This is a genomic window from Uruburuella testudinis (genome assembly GCF_022870865.1).
Taxonomy (GTDB): domain Bacteria; phylum Pseudomonadota; class Gammaproteobacteria; order Burkholderiales; family Neisseriaceae; genus Neisseria; species Neisseria testudinis.
In genome coordinates this window covers 2,625,808-2,642,616 of record NZ_CP091508.1, presented here as the reverse complement: position 1 = coordinate 2,642,616, position 16,809 = coordinate 2,625,808, and the positions used below count along the sequence as shown (strand labels likewise).

Below are 16,809 nucleotides of genomic sequence, written 5' to 3'. Positions count from 1 at the left end.
GCTGCGGCTTGCTGCCTTGTATCGCTTCTTTCTTTATACCACGATATACCACGATATACCACGATAGCTGAACGGTTATAAAAAGGCCGTCTGAATGGTTGGCGAATCTGCCCACCGTTCAGACGGCCTTTTTCTGTTTCAACGTGCTTCAAACCGCACGGCTTCTCCAAATACCTGTGCCCATAATTCGCGTACGCTTTGGTAATAGCCCATCACTTCTTCGTTAATCTCTACTTTATCCGCATCGCGCAATTTGGTGTTGTGTTGCTGCTGGCGGTAGAAACGGTAGGCATCGCGGGCGGTTTCGGCGTGTTGTTTGTCGATGAGCCCGGCTTCGGCGGCGATGTTGAGCAGGGCGATATTGCCGTAGTTGTCGAGCAGTTGCGGCAGCTCGCGGGCGTGGGCGAGAATCAGGTATTGGATGATGAATTCCACGTCTACTACGCCGCCGCGGGCGTATTTGACGTCGCTCTCTTTCGGCGGATGGGTGGGGAACATTTTTTCGCGCATGGCGATGATTTCTTGGGCGAGTGCGGTTAAATCGCGGGGGCGGGTGAGGATTTCGGTGCGCACGGCATCGAAGGCGCGGCCGACTTCGGCCAAGCCTGTGATGAAGCGGGCGCGGGTGAGTGATTGGTGTTCCCAGGTCCAGGCGCTTTCGCGTTGGTATTTTTCAAAAGCGGCCACCGAGCAGGCGAGGAAGCCGGAATCGCCGTTGGGGCGCAGGCGCAGGTCGACATCGTAAAGCGAGCCTGCGCCGGTGGCGGCGCCGAGCCAGTTGGTGAGGCGGCGGGCAAAGCGGCCGTAGAGGTCGGGCGCGTCGGGGTGGGGGTCGTCATACACATACACCAGGTCTAAATCGGAGGTGTAGCCCAGCTCTTTGCCGCCGAGCTTGCCGTAGCCGATGATGCCGATATTGGGGGTGTTTGTGTGGGTTTTGGGGGTGTCGGCCCATACGCAGGGAATGGCGGCGGCGAGAATGGTGTCGGCCAGCGCGGAGAGTTGGTCGGACAAGGCTTCCACCGTCCACAAGCCGGCCAGATCCTGCACGGCGAGGCGGAAAACCTGGCTGTGTTGGAAATGGCGCAATATATCCATTTGCGCTTCGGTGTCGCCTTTGGTGTTGTTGAGGCCGTCTGAAAGCTCTGCTGCCAATTTTGCCCAATCGTGATCGGTTTCCATCAATTGTGCACTGAGTAGTTCATCAAGCAGAATCGGGTGCTGCATCAGATAGGAAGCCACCCAGGCGCTTTGGCTCATCAGCCCGGCCAGTTGGTCGAGCGCCTGCGGGCGTTCGTGTAAGAGGGCGAGGTAGGCGGAGCGGCGGCTGATGTTTTCGAGAAAGTCGAGCAGGCGCAACAAGGTGTTGGTCGGTTCGGGCTGTTTGGCGGCGGCTTGCACCAGCAGCGGCACGATGGCATCGAAACGCGGTTGGGCGGTGTGTGAGAGTTGGCGGTATTTGTGGCCGGCGCGCATCTGGTCGAGCCGTTTGGCAATCACGCCGGCATTGAAGCCTTGGGCGGCGAGCTGGTCGAAACGGGCTTCTTCATCGGGGTTTTCCTGCCATACGCAGTGCCAGCAGTCGTCTAAGGTGTGGTTTTGCCCGTCGGGGTCGGTGAGGATTTGGTTGAAGATGGTATTCACTTGCCGGCGCTGCGTGTTGAGGCCGTCTGAAAAGGCGGCGTAATCGCTAAAGCCCATGCTTTCGGCCAATAATTGCTGCTGCTCGGGGTTGTCGGGCAGGGTTTGCGTTTGCTGGTCGTCCCAATATTGCAGGCGGTGTTCGACATCGCGCAAAAAGCGGTAGGCACTGAGCAGGGTGGTAACGGTATCGCTGTCGAGGATGTCGAGCGCTTGCAGTTGCAACAGCGTTTCCTGCGTGCCTTTCAATTGCAGCGCGCGTATCTGGCCGCCGCGTATCAGTTGGAAAATCTGTGCGATAAATTCTATTTCGCGAATGCCGCCGGCGCCGAGCTTGACATTGTCGGCCATGCCTTTGCGGGTCACTTCCTGGCGGATTTGGCGGTGCAGGCCGCGCATGGCTTCGTAGGCGTTGAAATCGAGGTATTTGCGGAACACAAACGGGCGCACCAGGGCGGCGATATCGTTGGCATAGGGTGTGACCACGCGGCCTTTGCACCAGGCGTAGCGTTCCCATTCGCGGCCTTGGGTAATCAGGTATTGCTCCAGCGCGGTTTCGTTGAGCACCAGCGGGCCGGCGTCGCCGTCGGGGCGCAGGCGCATGTCGACACGGAACACTTGGCCGTCGGCAGTGATGTCGTTTAAGAGCGCAATCAGCTTTTGGCCGACTTTGGTGAAAAATTCCTGATTGGTGCGTTCGCGCTTGCCGTCGGTGTCGCCGCTTTCGGGGTAGATGAAAATCAGGTCGATATCGGACGATACATTCAGCTCATAACCGCCCATTTTGCCCATGGCCACCACGCTCAAATGCTGCGGCCGGCCGCTGTAGCGGCCGATGGGCGTGCCGTATAGGTCTTGATAATAGGCGTAGGCGAAATCCAGCGCGGTGTTGATGGCAAAGTCGGCAAACAGGGTGATGGTGCGGGTCACTTCGGCCAAATCGCTGCGGCGGCTGAGGTCGCGGATGATGATTTGCGCCATCACATAACGGCGCAATTCGCGCAATGCGCATGCCAGTGCCGCTTCGTCAAAGGCCGTCTGAAAGCCCTGCCAATCGGCAAACTGCATAAAATCTTCGTTTTGCAGCACTTTGGCCACCAAGGGCTGAAGGATTTCGGGCTTGAGCCTGCCGTTGTCGAGCTGGCGGGCGAGGTAATGGGAATGGCGGCGGGCGGTATCGGTGGCGGTCATAACGGCTTTCCAACAAAATAAACACACAATGCCGATACTATATCAAGGAACTTCCGTATCAGTCATGACGATTTTGGCCTGTGTGTGCCGCCGCGCCGAGTATGCCGGCCTGACCGCCGTTCAGACGGCCACGATAGCCCGCAGCCCGGCTTGCATTGACGTTGCCCCATGCTGAACTTACAATCTTTGCATTATTGTTGAGGCCGTCTGAAAGCAGACGCGGTTTTATTTATGCAAACCCTTTTGCCGCCCAAGCGGATTTTGATTATCAAGCTGCAACACCACGGCGATGTATTGCTGGCCACGCCGGTGGCCGATGCGCTCAAGCAGGCCTATCCCGATTGCGAAATCGATATGCTGGTCTATGCCGCCACCGCCGATGTGATCAGCGATAATCTGCAACTGCGGCGGATATTCTGTATCGACAGGCAGTGGAAAAAGCAGGGCGCAGGCCGGCATCTGCACCACGAATATGCCTTGTTCCGCAATTTGCGTGCGCAGCACTACGATTGGGTAATCAACCTTTCCGGCCAATGGCGGGCGGCGCTGGCGGCCAAGCTGTGCGGCAGGCGCAGTGCCGGCATCGGCCTGGGCAATCGCAACAATGCCTTGTGGCGTTGGGCGCACAGCAGCCTGGCGGCCGAGCTGGGGCACGAACACCATATTGTGGCGCACCATCTGGCCGCACTTGATCCGTTGGCGCTGCCTGCCGGCATCGTGCCGAAAGTGCGTATGGATATTGCCGACGCCCACCGCAACAGCCTGCGCGCCAAGTTGGCCGAACGCGGGCGGCGTGATGAAGATTATGTGCTGATGCACCCCGGTTCGCGCTGGTTTTTCAAATGTTGGGACAACGACAAAACCGCGGCCTTGCTGCAGAAACTGCTCGATCACGGCGAAAATATCGTGCTCACCGCCGCTCCCGATGAGCGGGAGCAAGCCATGCTCGAAGAGATTGCCGGCCGTCTGAAAACCTCTGCAACGGCCAAAGTGTGGCTGTTGTCTGGCTGCTTGAATCTGCGCGAGCTGGCGGCGGCGATTGATGAGGCGAAGCTGTTTATCGGGGTCGACTCGGTGCCCATGCATATGGCCGCTGCGCTTGATAAACCGCAGGTTGCGCTGTTCGGCCCCAGTTGGGTCAGCCGCTGGCGGCCTTATTCTGATCAGGCCACCGTGATTTGGGCGGGCGATTACGGCCCGCTGCCGCACCCCGACAGCATCAATACCGATGACCCGACCCGCTTGTTGAGCGCCATTCCGGTTGAGGCGGTGTGGCAGGCGGTTGCGCAAAAGCTGTATCCAAAGGCCGTCTGAAAGAATGGTTATGCTGAAATTTATTGTGCGCCGCCTGCTTGAAGCCATCCCCACGTTGCTGGTGTTGGTAACGGTGTCGTTTTTTATGATGAGGCTGGCGCCGGGCAGCCCGTTTACCGGCGAGCGCAACCTGCCGCCGGCAGTGTTGGCAAACATCGAAGCCAAATACCAACTGGATGCGCCGCTGCATCAGCAATATTTTGCCTATCTGCAACAATTGGCACACGGCGATTTCGGCCCTTCGTTCAAATATAAAGATTACACAGTCAACGAATTGTTGGCGCAGGCTTTGCCGGTGTCGCTTGAAATCGGCCTGTATGCTTTTGTGCTGGCGCTGCTGGCGGGCGTGGCGCTGGGCGTGTGGGCGGCTTTGAAGCAAAACACCTGGGCAGATTATCTTACCATGGGCGTGGCGATGACGGGCGTGGTGATTCCCGGTTTTGTCAAGGCGCCGCTGCTGGTGCTGGTGTTTGCCGTGTGGCTGAAATGGCTGCCGGCCGGCGGCTGGAGCGGCGGCGCACTGCCGAATCTGGTGTTGCCGGTTACCGCGCTGGCTCTGGCTTATGTGTCGGGCATTGCCCGCATTATGCGCGGCTCGATGATTGAAGTGATGAACAGCCCGTTTATCCGCACGGCCCGCGCTAAAGGGCTGCCGATGCGGCAGATTGTGTTGCGCCATGCGCTGCGCCCGGCGATGCTGCCGGTGGTGTCGTATTTGGGGCCGGCATTTGTGGGCATTATCACCGGCTCGATTGTGATTGAAACCATTTTCGGTCTGCCCGGTATCGGCCAATTGTTTGTCAACGGCGCGCTCAACCGCGATTACGGCATGGTGCTCAGCCTCACGATTTTGGTGGGTGTGCTTACCATTGCGTTTAATGCATTGGCCGACATTATTTATGCCTTAATCGACCCGAAAATACGGTATTGATATCGGCGGCCGTCTGAAAGGAAGCGCGGCCTTTCAGACGGCCTTTGGCAGGATGTTTTACCACAAGTAATCCACACAAGAACAAATAATGAAACTGACTAAAAACCAAACAGCGGCGCTGCAAACTCTGGCAGATGTGCAAGAAGTGGCCGGCCGCAGCCTGTGGCAGGATGCCGGGCGGCGTTTCCGGCGCAACCGTGCGGCGGCGGGCAGCGTGGCGGTGTTGCTGCTGGTGGCGGCGTTTGCGCTGTTGGTGCCGCTGCTGTCGCCTTATGCTTATGATTTTACCGATTGGGGCGCAATGCAGGCGCCGCCTTCGTGGGGCGGCGGCCATTATTTCGGCACCGATTCGCTCGGCCGTGATTTGCTGGTGCGGGTGGCGGTGGGGGCGCGCGTGTCGTTGCTGGTGGGGCTGGCGGGGGCGTTGGTGGCGGTGTTGTTCGGCACGGTTTACGGTGCGGTGTCGGGTTTTTTCGGCGGCAAAACCGATGTGCTGATGATGCGGTTTCTGGAAATTCTGAATGCGTTTCCGTTTATGTTTTTTGTGATTTTGCTGGTTACGTTTTTCGGCCGCAACCTGGTGTTTATTTTTGTGGCCATCGGCTTGGTGTCGTGGCTGGATGTGGCGCGGATTGTGCGCGGGCAAACGTTGAGCCTGAAGCGGCGGGAATTTGTTGAGGCGGCCGAGGTGGGCGGTGTGTCGGCAACGGCGATTGTGTTGCGCCATATTGTGCCTAATGTGCTCGGCGTGGTGGTGGTATACGCTTCGCTGCTGGTGCCGGGCATGATTTTGTTTGAATCGTTTTTAAGCTTTTTGGGGCTGGGCGTGCAGGAGCCGATGACCAGTTGGGGCGCGTTGTTGCAAGAGGGCGCGCAAACCATGCAGGTGGCGCCGTGGCAGCTTTTGATTCCGGCGGCGTTTTTGGTGGTAACATTGTTTTGCTTCAATTTTATCGGCGACGGCCTGCGGGATGCGCTGGATCCGAAAGACCGTTAAACAGGCCGTCTGAAAGCCGCCATTTAAGATAAGAACAGCTTATGAACACTCCTCTGTTGCAGGTTTGCAATCTGCAAGTTGATTTCCACACTGAAGAGGGCACGGTCAGCGCCGTGCGCTCGCTGAGCTTCGACTTGGCCGCGGGCGATACTTTGGGCATTGTCGGCGAATCGGGTTCGGGCAAATCGCAAACCGCGTTTGCCATCATGGGCTTGCTGGCGAAAAACGGGCGGGCGCAAGGTTCGGTAAAATTCGGCGGGCGTGAAATTCTCAATCTGGATGAAGGCCGTCTGAATCAAATCCGTGCGCGGGAAATCGCCATGATTTTTCAAGACCCGATGACGGCGCTCAATCCGTATATGAAAGTGGGCGCGCAATTGGCCGAAGTGCTGGTGCGTCATCAAGGCATGAGCAAGGCAGCGGCACGTGCCGAAGCGGTGCGCATGCTGGAGGCGGTGAAAATGCCCGAGGCCGGCAAGCGCATGCAGATGTATCCGCACGAATTTTCAGGCGGTATGCGCCAGCGGGTAATGATGGCGATGGCGTTGTTGTGCCGCCCCAAACTGCTGATTGCCGATGAGCCGACCACCGCGCTGGATGTGACCGTGCAGGCGCAGATGATGGCTTTGCTGAATGAATTGAAACGCGATTTCGGCACCAGCATCATCATGATTACCCACGATTTGGGCGTGGTGGCAGGCGTGTGCGACAAGGTGCTGGTGATGTATGCTGCGCAGGCGATGGAATACGGCGCGGTCGACGATATTTTCTACCGGCCGTCCCACCCTTACACCGTGGGGCTGCTGGGCGCCGTGCCGCGCTTGGATGCACCGGCGGGGGATTTGGCGACGATTGCAGGCAATCCGCCCAATCTTGCAGGCCTGCCGCCGGGCTGCCCGTTTGCGCCGCGTTGCCAAGATGTGCTGGCGTGTTGTGCGGATAAAATGCCTGCCGCAGAAACGGCGGCAAACGGCCACCGCCGTGCTTGCTGGCGGCCGGCCGCGGAGGTGGCGGCATGAGCGCGGTGTTGTTGGCGGTAGACAATGTGGCGGTGCATTTTCCGGTGAAGCGTGAAGGCGCCTGGTTTTGGCAGCCGCCGGCCTTGTTGCAGGCGGTCGGCGGGGTGTCGTTTCAATTGCGCGCAGGCGAAACCTTGGGCATTGTCGGCGAATCGGGCTGCGGCAAATCTACACTGGCGCGTGCGCTTATCGGCTTGGTGAAAGCACAGGCGGGCAGCATACGCTGGCAGGGACAAGAACTGATCGGAATGCCGCCCCGCGCCCTGCGGCTGACCCGGCGCGAGATGCAAATGATTTTTCAAGACCCGCTGGCCTCACTGAATCCGCGCATGACCGTGGGCGACATTATCGCCGAGCCGCTGCGCACGTTTTATCCGGGCTTGGGCAAGGCCGAAACTGCGCAGCGCGTGCGCCGTATTATGGCCAAAGTAGGCCTGTTGCCGAATTTGATCAATCGTTATCCGCACGAGTTTTCAGGCGGCCAGTGCCAGCGTATCGGCATTGCGCGGGCGCTGGTGGTCGAACCGAAATTGCTGATTTGCGATGAGCCGGTGTCGGCGCTGGATGTGTCGATACAGGCGCAGGTGGTGAATCTGCTCAAGCAGATGCAGCGCGAAATGGGTTTGGCGCTGATTTTTATCGCCCATGATCTGGCGGTGGTCAAGCACATTGCCGACCGTGTGTTGGTGATGTATTTGGGCAGGGCGGCGGAGCTTGGCGATAAAGACGCGGTGTATGGCGCGCCGGCCCACCCCTACACCCGCGCCCTGATGAGCGCTGTGCCGCTGCCTGATCCGCAGGCCGAGCGCCGTAAAGTGATCCAACTGCTGCCCGGCGATTTGCCCAGCCCGCTCAATCCGCCGTCGGGCTGTGTGTTCCGCACCCGCTGCCCCGAAGCTAAGGCGGTTTGTGCCGAAACTGCACCGCCAATGTCAGTTGTAGGATAACTTTATAAAAAAATGGCCTAGGCCCCGCTAAACTAAGCCTTTTGAAGCATAAGTCTATAAATTAAATTGTAGGATAAGATTATAAAAAGCCACCTTTAGTCAGGCGGGGCTAAATTCAAAGCTCACTCACTTTGTGATCTTATGAGCGTACTTCAATGCATAATCTTTACTCAAAGCTCTAGCATCAGCCAATGCATTATGAGGAATCGCAGAATTCTTTGTAGTAAGCGACAAATCGAGTAGGAAACCTAATACAGGCACATTGATACACTGCCCTTGGCCTAAGAGCAAAATACGGTTGAATAACTCTATATCTGAAGGATAGTCAGCTACTATAGTGATATCCTCATCTTCTTGGTTATTCACTTCCCATAAAAAGCTACATAGCTTATTAACTAACTCCCATACAGGAATAGCTGATTGTCCTAAAATTGGCAGTGTTAGCGGCAGTGTAAAAATGACCCCCTAATGGCATTTAAAAACTGACCCCCTTGGTTAATATAGCGGTCATTTTGGACTGCTCAACATGTTAACTTTGGAGCAAGCAGTGACAATCCAAATACTTCATCAGCAAGGTAAATCTATTAAAGCTATTACTCGTGAACTGGGGGTGTCCAGAAATACCGTACGTAAATATTTACGGCAAAACACCACACCTCAGTATCAGCGTATACAGCCTAGAATAAGTATCCTTGACCCATATAAACCCTATTTACTCCAACGTGTAAACGCAGCTCATCCTGAATGGATTCCTGCTGTTGTGCTCTACCAGGAAATTTTAGGGTTGGGATATCCAGGAAAGATCAGGATCTTGAGGGAATATCTTGCAACATTAAAACCAGTTGCCAAACTGGAACCGATCATTCGTTTTGAAACCCAACCTGGCCAACAAATGCAGGTGGATTTCACTACGATTCGACGCAACAACACGACTTTAAAAGCCTTTGTCGCAACATTAGGGTATTCCAGAGCGACTTTCGTGAAATTTTATGATCATGAACGTACGGATGCATGGATCGATGGTCTAGAAAATGCATTTCAGTTCTTTGCAGGAGTACCTCAGGAAATCCTGTTTGATAACGCTAAAACGATCATGATTGAACGGAATGCCTATCAGGAGGGGCAGCATAAATGGAACCCCAAACTGCTCGACTGCGCCAAGAAGTACAGCTTTCGTCCTCGCGTATGTAAGCCCTACCGTGCACAGACCAAAGGCAAAGTTGAACGCTTTAATGGATACCTCAAATCAAGCTTTATTGTGCCATTGAAAGCAAGCCTGAAGACTTCGGGTTTACTGTTAGATGTTGATGTCGCCAATGCCCACATTGGCCGGTGGCTGCATGAAACCGCCAATCAGCGGATTCATGCCACCACGCAAGAAAAACCGGCTGTTCGACTGCAACAGGAGCAGCAAAAATTTACGCCATTACCGCAATCAGATACAGGTTCCAGCACTGTACCTGTTGCAGCAGCACAGCATGTCATGCCCTACGAGAGTTTGCAGCATCCCTTATCTGTATATGACCAGTTGCTGGGAGTTTCCTGATGAATCTGCAATACGACCGCATAGAGCAGCTTTGCCAAAAGCTCAATCTGCCTGCCATCGCATCACAATGGTCACATCATGCACAACAAACATTAGGTCAGGATGGAAGTTATGCCGACTTTGTTGAAGCGATCTTGACGCATGAATATGCTGCCAGGCAACAGCGCAGTCAGCAGGTACTGATGAAACTCTCAGGCCTGCCTCAAGTCAAAACCCTGGAAGACTATGATTTTAATTATGCCCTAGGGGCCCCTAAATCACAGGTGATTGAACTGTTCAATCTGAGCTTTATTGCTAGAGCAGAAAATGTGGTGTTTCTGGGGGCTAGCGGAGTAGGAAAAACGCATTTATCTATGGCATTAGGCTATAAGGCCATCATGAACAACATTAAGATCAAGTTCATTACCGCAGCGGATTTAATGCTGCAACTGAGTACAGCCTATCAGCAAGGTAAATTGAAAACCTATATGCAGCGTGCGGTACTGGGACCCAAGTTACTGATTATCGATGAAATTGGTTATTTACCATTTGGACGTGAAGAAGCGAATCTGTTCTTTAACGTGATTGCCAAGCGTTATGAAAAAGGCAGTACGATATTGACGAGTAACTTACCCTTTAGCCAATGGTCTAAGTCATTTGCGGATGATGTCACGTTGACCGCTGCGATGTTAGATCGGCTATTACATCACTGTCATGTGGTACAAATATCGGGTGAGAGTTATCGTTTGAAGGATAAAAAAAGAATTGGGATTCAACCCCAGGTTGAAACTTAATACGAGATCAAAGGGGTCAATTTTACTTTGCCATTTGTAAGGTAAAAGGGGTGGTAATCCCCCCTAAAAATAATAGGATCTAAAAGTAGAGTTTTCTCTTAAGATACGAGCAGGAGATTCTGCATGAAAACATCTAAATTTACTGACAGTCAGATCATGTCCATCTTGAAACAGGCAGAATCTGGCACACCTGTAGCGACCCTTTGCCGTGAACACGGCATGAGTAATGCTACCTTTTATAAATGGCGTGCCAAATATGGTGGTATGGATACATCATTAATGGCTCGACTGAAAGAGCTAGAAGCCGAAAATACCAGACTTAAAAAGATGTATGCGGAAGAGCGATTAAAGGCCGAAATCATCCAGGAAGCGATGGCAAAAAAGTGGTAAAGCCATCTTGCCGGCGTAAGATGGCACAACAGGCAGTTGCCCAGCATGCCATTAGTATTCGTTTGGCTTGTAAAGCATTTGGCATTAGTGAAACCTGCTACCGCTATCAAGCCAAACTCAGCGATGACAATGCACTCATTGCTGAACAGCTCATTGAACTCACTGAGGAAAATTCCGACTGGGGCTTTGGTTTGTGCTTCTCGTATTTACGGCATGTTGAGAGTTGCTGCTGGAATCACAAGCGGGTTTACCGCATTTACTGTGAGTTGGCACTGAATCTGCGTATTAAACCGAGAAGAAGACTAAAACGGCATGCGCCTGAACCATTGAAAGAACCAATCCGAGAAAATCAGGTTTGGTCATTAGATTTTATGCATGATCAGCTTTCCGATGGTCGCAAGTTTCGATTATTGAATGTGATTGATGATTACCGCCGCGAAGGCCTAGCCATTGAAGCAGGGTTCTCATTGCCCACAATCAGGGTTATTCGTACGTTGAATCAATTGCTGGAGTGGAGAGAAAAACCGTTAGTGATCCGATGCGATAATGGTCCCGAATTTATCAGTCACGAATTTGTGCGCTGGGCTACTGAGCATGGTATTCGTATTGAATATATTCAACCGGGTAAGCCACAGCAGAATGCATATATTGAACGCTATAATCGGACCATACGTTATAGTTGGCTGAGCAAGCATTTATTTGATACTTTGGATGAAGTACAAGATTATGCAACAAACTGGTTGTGGCATTACAACCATGAAAGACCACATCAAGCTAACAAAGGAAAGCCACCTCTAATGGCTGCTTAACCTCTACTTTTAACTTCGGTTATTTATGGGAGGATTACCGGGTCAATTTTAGAATGCCGTTGACAGCAGGACATGTTGTTCAACAAAAGGACTAGGATTCTTACAGCTCACCACTTCATAAAACTCATATTTGCCGTCGGCAGACACTAAACCTAATGAAATCAACTCCCCTGTACCTTGATCATGCCAGCCATTAAATTCACAATCCAAAAATAAATACATTTTTCATCTCACGATATAGAATCACAATTTAGAACACCCTCAGATGAAGTGAATCCTACACTTGAAAAAATCTATGAGCTATCCAATACATTGAATATTTCGATATCAGATTTATTGCCTTAACCATTCTATTATCTTACATATAGTTCATTAATGCCTGGTCTAGAAGCAAAAGTAGTTGCTCTTACAATAACTTGATTCAGCAATTGTTCTCGAAGCCTGTATAGGGTCTGATAACTATCAAGCTGTCCTTTAACTTTAGAAATTACTAATTGAAGATTTAAAACTATATAAAATGCTGGATCTTCATCTCTATAACTAAATAGTGGTGATACCCAGTCAGAGAGTTTTTTACTTATAAATTTTTTATCTGGATCTAAAAAGTCCCTTTCTCTTTCATGGTATTTTTCTGCTTCAACAACGAATCCAAAAATATATGGAATAGGTCCTTGCTTATTTTGTGCATAATCACACGATGCTCCTAAACGTATTAGAATAGGCCTAAGCTTTTCTGTGCTATTAAAACAAAATGTGTTTTTAATAAGGTAATTTTGATTATATCCAAAGTGTCCTAAGCAAAATTCGTCATTGAAAATCTCAGAAGGTATTTCAACTACAGCTCCCCAATCATAAGGACTCATTGACTCATGTCCAGTTACCGCTAAATGAAGCATCTTGTTGAATTTCCCAACAGCTTTTTCATCAGCGATTGAAGCAGATCCTACTTGTGTAATAGCATTATTCCAAAGCTGAATATTTGCTTGATCAGGGGTGTTATTTAATATTTTATCAACCAAAATAGGATAAATAGCCAAATTAAGTGCTTTTTTAGGATCAGTTGCAACATGACCTTTTCCAACAGTTTCTCTAGCAATACAACTGAGTACTTTATCTATCTCGGATGGATAATCATTGAAATTTCTTTTATCATTTGGAACTAAATTTATTAATTCAATTAAAGTTTGATTTACAGCCTCCAAGACTTTTGATTCCCAATCAAACAGTGCTGCTATTTGAGGAACAGAAGAGAAAAAACCTTTAATTTCATCCTTTAAGTTTTCACTAGTATCTACCTTGATATTGCTATTTTTATCAATATATTGAGTTTTAGAAAGAGGCTTAATAAGTAAAGGCTTACAATATTTCTTTTCAGGATCTAAGCGTTCTTCTATATATTGAATTAAATTACTACATTCTTGAGGATTATCTGTCCACAAGATCATAATAAAAGGTCCATTTTCACTTGAGATGACAGACTCTAAAATTCTTATAATTTCAGCATAATGAGTATTATGACCAATGGAGCTTCTACCTGATAAATTTAAATCTATAAATAGTCCTCTCACACCTTTGTAATAGTCTTGACATAGATGAGATTCATCCTCTTCATTATATTGAACACCAATACATGAGGAGCCAATAAGCTTAAATGTTTCAATAATTGGTCCTAAGTGCTCTTTTTTATCATCTAAAACAACGAAGCGAGGAGGTGTTAACATTATTAATCTAACCTAAAATTAATCAAAAACTAAAGCCATAGCTGCACCATCAAACTCATTTGGTACATCATCTTGATCATCAAGAATCACTAAGCGCCCCTTATTTACTTCCATTGCTAAATTTACATAATATAGGCCAATTCCCATACCATTAGGCCTTCTTGTAAAGAAAGGTTTTACTAACTGTTCTTGCTCATCTTGGAAACCTGGGCCATTATCAGCAACAATAATTGCTGTTTTACCATAAAAGTCTCTACGTACATCTATATAAATTTTTCTTTGCCCAAGAGTATCTTCAGGCCAACGCGCCTGAAGCCAGTATATTGAATTATCAAAAATATTATTTAAACAACCAATTAATATTTTAAAAATATACTTTTGTTCAATATCAGGAATATTTTCTTCAAGGAATGGACAAACAAATTGAATTTTATGAGCTCGGAATCGAATTGAGGCAATATCTCTTGCACGACGAATTAAGTTCTTTAAGCTCGCAGGTTTATTATCACCTTTTCTCAACAAGTCAGAGAAACTATCTAAAATTTTCACAAGTTCATAGGCATGATCTTTAATTAAATTAATATCTTCGCTATGCTCAATAGTCCGATATAAAGATCTAACGCCATGTTCAACTTCATGAAAAACAATAGCTAGTCCCATATTATTAAAACCTGAAGTAAGCATTACTTCACGCATTTCATTATAATTTTTCTCAGTTTTCTCAATTAATGGTTCTAATTCCTCAGTTAAATTATGTTTCTTTGCCAGTTTTCTGAGCTCAGTTAATGGCTTTTCAATTTTTTTCTCTTCTATATTTTTACCAGTTTCAGTTACTTGTCTTATACGTTCTTTATCTTTTTGGCGCTCTGTCTCAACAATAGTTAGTACACTTAATACAATTTGTTGGAATCTTTCGTACGTCTCATTTTCAATAAAGCCTTCTCGATTAGTTTTCTCTTGAAGATCAAAACTATCTTCAACACTAAGATCTAGAGATCCAACAATGATATTACGACTAATATGCCTACCAGGTACATTGACTCGTCGCAAATCTAAACCGAGCCAATCATCACCAGGTTCACCATAGTTATAAACTCGTATGTTATCTCGATATACACGAATACCGCCATTTTCATTTAGGAAGCTTTCAACAAGTTGCTGCTCTCCAAACTTAGATATAACTAGTTTATCGCGATCATAGATAAAAAATTCACCGCTTATATCACCAATTCCACGTAAGTCCTCAGGCTCCACAACAACTTTGTTTTTTTTCACATTTGATGGTAATAAAAGTTTCTCATTTTCTAATAATTCTTGACGAGGCTCTACTTTGATTCCAGGAACACCAATAAAATTATAGTTTAAAGATAGTAAACCATTGACGATTGAAAATGAGATATGCCAAGGAGCTCTTTCCTTTAATTTATCAATATCTGAAACACCTTCAGTCCAGTCAGGATGTCCTTTAACTTCAAGTAATGTTTCAAACTTGTCGCTTCGCTTTTCATTAAAAGGTGTAGAGATCGAAGTAATTTGGCGTAAAAGTTTTCTTACATCGCCACGAGACCAGCTTTGTTCTCTCAAATTACTTATAGTAATTTGAGTACCTGTATTTTCTCCCGTAAAGACTATAGGTGTTCTTGTAATTACTTCTACACGGGTATCTTCTAGAAAAGGTTTATCAATTAAATCTTGCCAGTTAATGTGAAGAACACATTCATCAGAGTTTTCAGATCTGGTGATTAATTGAATTTCATTTCCTAATTTATGTACTGCGAATCTTCCTAAACCTTTCTCCCCTAAAGGTAAACGACCAGCTTTGGTTCGTCTTTTTTCTTTTTTTTGCTGTTCCTTATGATCATGAGCAGGGACAAGCCAAATATTTTTAATAATATCAGCTGACATCCCCTCACCATTATCTTCAACAATGATTTTTGCACTTGGGGTGTTGATTTTATCTAATGTAATTAAGACAGTATCGGCATCAGCATCATAAGCATTTTTCACAAGCTCAAAAATTGCTAGGCGAGAAGAACCGATTAGTTGATCACCTAACATTTGCAATAAGCGTGCTCGTGGGCGAAATGCCAAATCTTCGGAAGTAATATAATTTTCAGTCATTACCAATCCTTTAATAATTTTTCTGCAATTTTTTGCGCAAGTAAAACAGGTACAGCATTACCAATTTGTTTAAAAGCACTAGTACGTGCAGGCTTACCTGATACATTTTCAAAATAGTAGTCGTCAGGAAAACTTTGAATTCTAGCGGCTTCTCTAGGTGTAATCGACCGATTTTGCTCAATATCTGGATGAATATAATGATGTCCATCTTTAGATATATGTGCAACAACAGTATGGCAGGCAGCTAAATTACCAGCAACTACTTTAAAGCGATCGACAAAGGAATTTCTACCTTTATGACTTTTTAAATATTCAGGTAAATCATCATAATGTAATCGTCTTTTCTCACTATTCCATAAATTGACAGCATACTGATAAATTTCTAAATCTTGTTTAGAATGTGGACGAGCTTCATGCCAAGTTAGAGGAAGATTTGAATAAATTTGAGCTTGTTCAAGCCATTCTGACGGCTTACTAATCGGCTCTACTGGCCTAGTTTGACCTCCACCAGCAGGTATTTGAGGGAGATCTTTAAATAGATCCCACACATTAGCTTGTGGCAGCCATTGTTCAGGTTCAGGATAAAAAGATTTCTTACTGCGATGACCTCGTTTGCCTACCAAAATAATGCGTTTACGATTTTGTAGAACACCATATTCATTTGCAGATAGTACTCTATACTCAATTGTATAACCTATTTCGACAAACAGGGCTCTCATCTTATCAAAGTAGAGTTCACCATTAGGGTTTGTTGCAGTCAAAAGTCCCAGCACATTTTCAAAGACAAAATATTTAGGTTTATATCTTTTCAAAAACTCAGCATAGTATTTGTATAAATGATTTCTGGGATCATCATCCATATTTCCACGTGCCCTACCAATAAGAGAATAGGCTTGGCAAGGTGGTCCCCCAATAATTAAATCTAATTTGGATTTACCTAATTGTTCATCTACTTTTTGAAAAATATTATCTAGAGTATCTGGACCAATAAATTCGTTGATAACAGAGTCGATTTCACTTATTGGAACAGCACTATACAGCTCATTTCGAGTAATCTCATTTTTTAAATATTTTGAATATAAATCTATCGAATTATTGTTTTTTAACCAATGAAAAGCTTGGCGCGTTTTTAGCGTAAAGCATGCTGAGGCATCTGCTTCAACGTGGGCAATTGGTTTGAATCCCGCACGAATAAACCCCTCTGACAAGCCGCCAGCACCAGCGAATAAATCAAGAAATTTTAAAGTGCTAGACATAATACATCAATAGAAAATAAATAAGTGCCAGGATACCAGGAAACTTAAGATTTAGCAAAAATATAGTAACTCATTTAAAAGGCTAAAACCCTAGCACCCCAACGGTTCCTATTCAAAATCTATCGGTTCTTACGATCGATCTTTAGTGGTCCC

Annotated in this window: 12 protein-coding genes; 8 read left to right on the top strand and 4 right to left on the bottom strand. The window is 47.8% G+C overall.

Features of this window, described 5'->3' with window-relative positions; all coding sequences use genetic code 11:
* Positions 1-138: 138 nt before the first annotated feature.
* Positions 139-2,832: a bifunctional [glutamate--ammonia ligase]-adenylyl-L-tyrosine phosphorylase/[glutamate--ammonia-ligase] adenylyltransferase gene (gene glnE / locus LVJ83_RS12160; RefSeq protein ID WP_244784928.1), complete on the bottom strand. Its 2,694-nt coding sequence runs from the start codon at positions 2,830-2,832 to the stop codon at positions 139-141.
* A 231-nt stretch (positions 2,833-3,063) separates the two neighbouring features.
* On the opposite strand from glnE, the gene rfaQ reads away from it, so the two are divergent.
* From rfaQ to LVJ83_RS12120, 8 genes are all read left to right on the top strand, one after another.
* Positions 3,064-4,146 (top strand): putative lipopolysaccharide heptosyltransferase III, encoded by a 1,083-nt coding sequence (gene rfaQ / locus LVJ83_RS12155; protein ID WP_244784927.1) that lies wholly within the window; start codon positions 3,064-3,066, stop codon positions 4,144-4,146.
* 10 nt (positions 4,147-4,156) lie between these two features.
* Positions 4,157-5,077: an oligopeptide ABC transporter permease OppB gene (gene oppB / locus LVJ83_RS12150; RefSeq protein ID WP_244784926.1), complete on the top strand. Its 921-nt coding sequence runs from the start codon at positions 4,157-4,159 to the stop codon at positions 5,075-5,077.
* A gap of 88 nt (positions 5,078-5,165) precedes the next feature.
* Positions 5,166-6,074 carry an oligopeptide ABC transporter permease OppC gene (oppC, locus tag LVJ83_RS12145; protein WP_244784925.1) on the top strand — a complete coding sequence of 303 codons (909 nt, stop codon included), beginning with the start codon at positions 5,166-5,168 and terminating at the stop codon, positions 6,072-6,074.
* A gap of 41 nt (positions 6,075-6,115) precedes the next feature.
* Positions 6,116-7,093, top strand: coding sequence for an oligopeptide/dipeptide ABC transporter ATP-binding protein (locus LVJ83_RS12140; protein ID WP_244784924.1), 978 nt, complete (start codon positions 6,116-6,118; stop codon positions 7,091-7,093).
* Positions 7,090-8,040: a murein tripeptide/oligopeptide ABC transporter ATP binding protein OppF gene (gene oppF, locus LVJ83_RS12135; protein WP_244784923.1), complete on the top strand. Its 951-nt coding sequence runs from the start codon at positions 7,090-7,092 to the stop codon at positions 8,038-8,040. Before LVJ83_RS12140 ends, oppF begins: the two co-directional genes overlap by 4 nt.
* Before the next feature lie 526 nt (positions 8,041-8,566).
* Positions 8,567-9,586, top strand: coding sequence for an IS21-like element ISAba8 family transposase (istA, locus tag LVJ83_RS12130; protein WP_244784922.1), 1,020 nt, complete (start codon positions 8,567-8,569; stop codon positions 9,584-9,586).
* Positions 9,586-10,359 carry an IS21-like element ISAba8 family helper ATPase IstB gene (istB, locus tag LVJ83_RS12125; protein WP_001053379.1) on the top strand — a complete coding sequence of 258 codons (774 nt, stop codon included), beginning with the start codon at positions 9,586-9,588 and terminating at the stop codon, positions 10,357-10,359. Before istA ends, istB begins: the two co-directional genes overlap by 1 nt.
* Positions 10,360-10,482: 123 nt before the next feature.
* Positions 10,483-11,558, top strand: a protein-coding gene (locus tag LVJ83_RS12120) for an IS3 family transposase (RefSeq protein ID WP_101494812.1) whose coding sequence is annotated in 2 segments (ribosomal slippage) — positions 10,483-10,735 and positions 10,735-11,558 — 1,077 coding nt in all. Because the reading frame shifts where the segments join, the coding sequence is not laid out codon by codon here.
* A gap of 353 nt (positions 11,559-11,911) precedes the next feature.
* Here LVJ83_RS12120 and LVJ83_RS12115 read toward each other — a convergent pair.
* Genes LVJ83_RS12115 through LVJ83_RS12105 form a run of 3 tightly spaced genes read right to left on the bottom strand, consistent with a single transcriptional unit; the run spans position 11,912 to position 16,656 of the window.
* Entirely contained in the window at positions 11,912-13,279 is a 1,368-nt protein-coding gene (locus LVJ83_RS12115; protein WP_244784921.1) for a hypothetical protein, read from the bottom strand.
* 18 nt (positions 13,280-13,297) lie between these two features.
* On the bottom strand, positions 13,298-15,400 hold the full coding sequence (locus tag LVJ83_RS12110) for an ATP-binding protein (RefSeq protein WP_244784920.1): 2,103 nt from the start codon (positions 15,398-15,400) through the stop codon (positions 13,298-13,300).
* Entirely contained in the window at positions 15,400-16,656 is a 1,257-nt protein-coding gene (locus LVJ83_RS12105) for a DNA cytosine methyltransferase (protein ID WP_244784919.1), read from the bottom strand. Before LVJ83_RS12105 ends, LVJ83_RS12110 begins: the two co-directional genes overlap by 1 nt.
* Positions 16,657-16,809: the final 153 nt, after the last annotated feature.

What these genes read in the sequence shown, in the direction of transcription:
- LVJ83_RS12105 (WP_244784919.1), bottom strand. Translation starts at nt 16,656, where the DNA reads ATGTCTAGCACTTTAAAATTTCTTGATTTATTCGCTGGTGCTGGCGGC.
- istB (WP_001053379.1), top strand. Translation starts at nt 9,586, where the DNA reads ATGAATCTGCAATACGACCGCATAGAGCAGCTTTGCCAAAAGCTCAAT.
- oppB (WP_244784926.1), top strand. Translation starts at nt 4,157, where the DNA reads ATGCTGAAATTTATTGTGCGCCGCCTGCTTGAAGCCATCCCCACGTTG.
- LVJ83_RS12115 (WP_244784921.1), bottom strand. Translation starts at nt 13,279, where the DNA reads ATGTTAACACCTCCTCGCTTCGTTGTTTTAGATGATAAAAAAGAGCAC.
- LVJ83_RS12110 (WP_244784920.1), bottom strand. Translation starts at nt 15,400, where the DNA reads ATGACTGAAAATTATATTACTTCCGAAGATTTGGCATTTCGCCCACGA.
- LVJ83_RS12140 (WP_244784924.1), top strand. Translation starts at nt 6,116, where the DNA reads ATGAACACTCCTCTGTTGCAGGTTTGCAATCTGCAAGTTGATTTCCAC.
- istA (WP_244784922.1), top strand. Translation starts at nt 8,567, where the DNA reads ATGTTAACTTTGGAGCAAGCAGTGACAATCCAAATACTTCATCAGCAA.
- oppF (WP_244784923.1), top strand. Translation starts at nt 7,090, where the DNA reads ATGAGCGCGGTGTTGTTGGCGGTAGACAATGTGGCGGTGCATTTTCCG.
- glnE (WP_244784928.1), bottom strand. Translation starts at nt 2,832, where the DNA reads ATGACCGCCACCGATACCGCCCGCCGCCATTCCCATTACCTCGCCCGC.
- rfaQ (WP_244784927.1), top strand. Translation starts at nt 3,064, where the DNA reads ATGCAAACCCTTTTGCCGCCCAAGCGGATTTTGATTATCAAGCTGCAA.
- oppC (WP_244784925.1), top strand. Translation starts at nt 5,166, where the DNA reads ATGAAACTGACTAAAAACCAAACAGCGGCGCTGCAAACTCTGGCAGAT.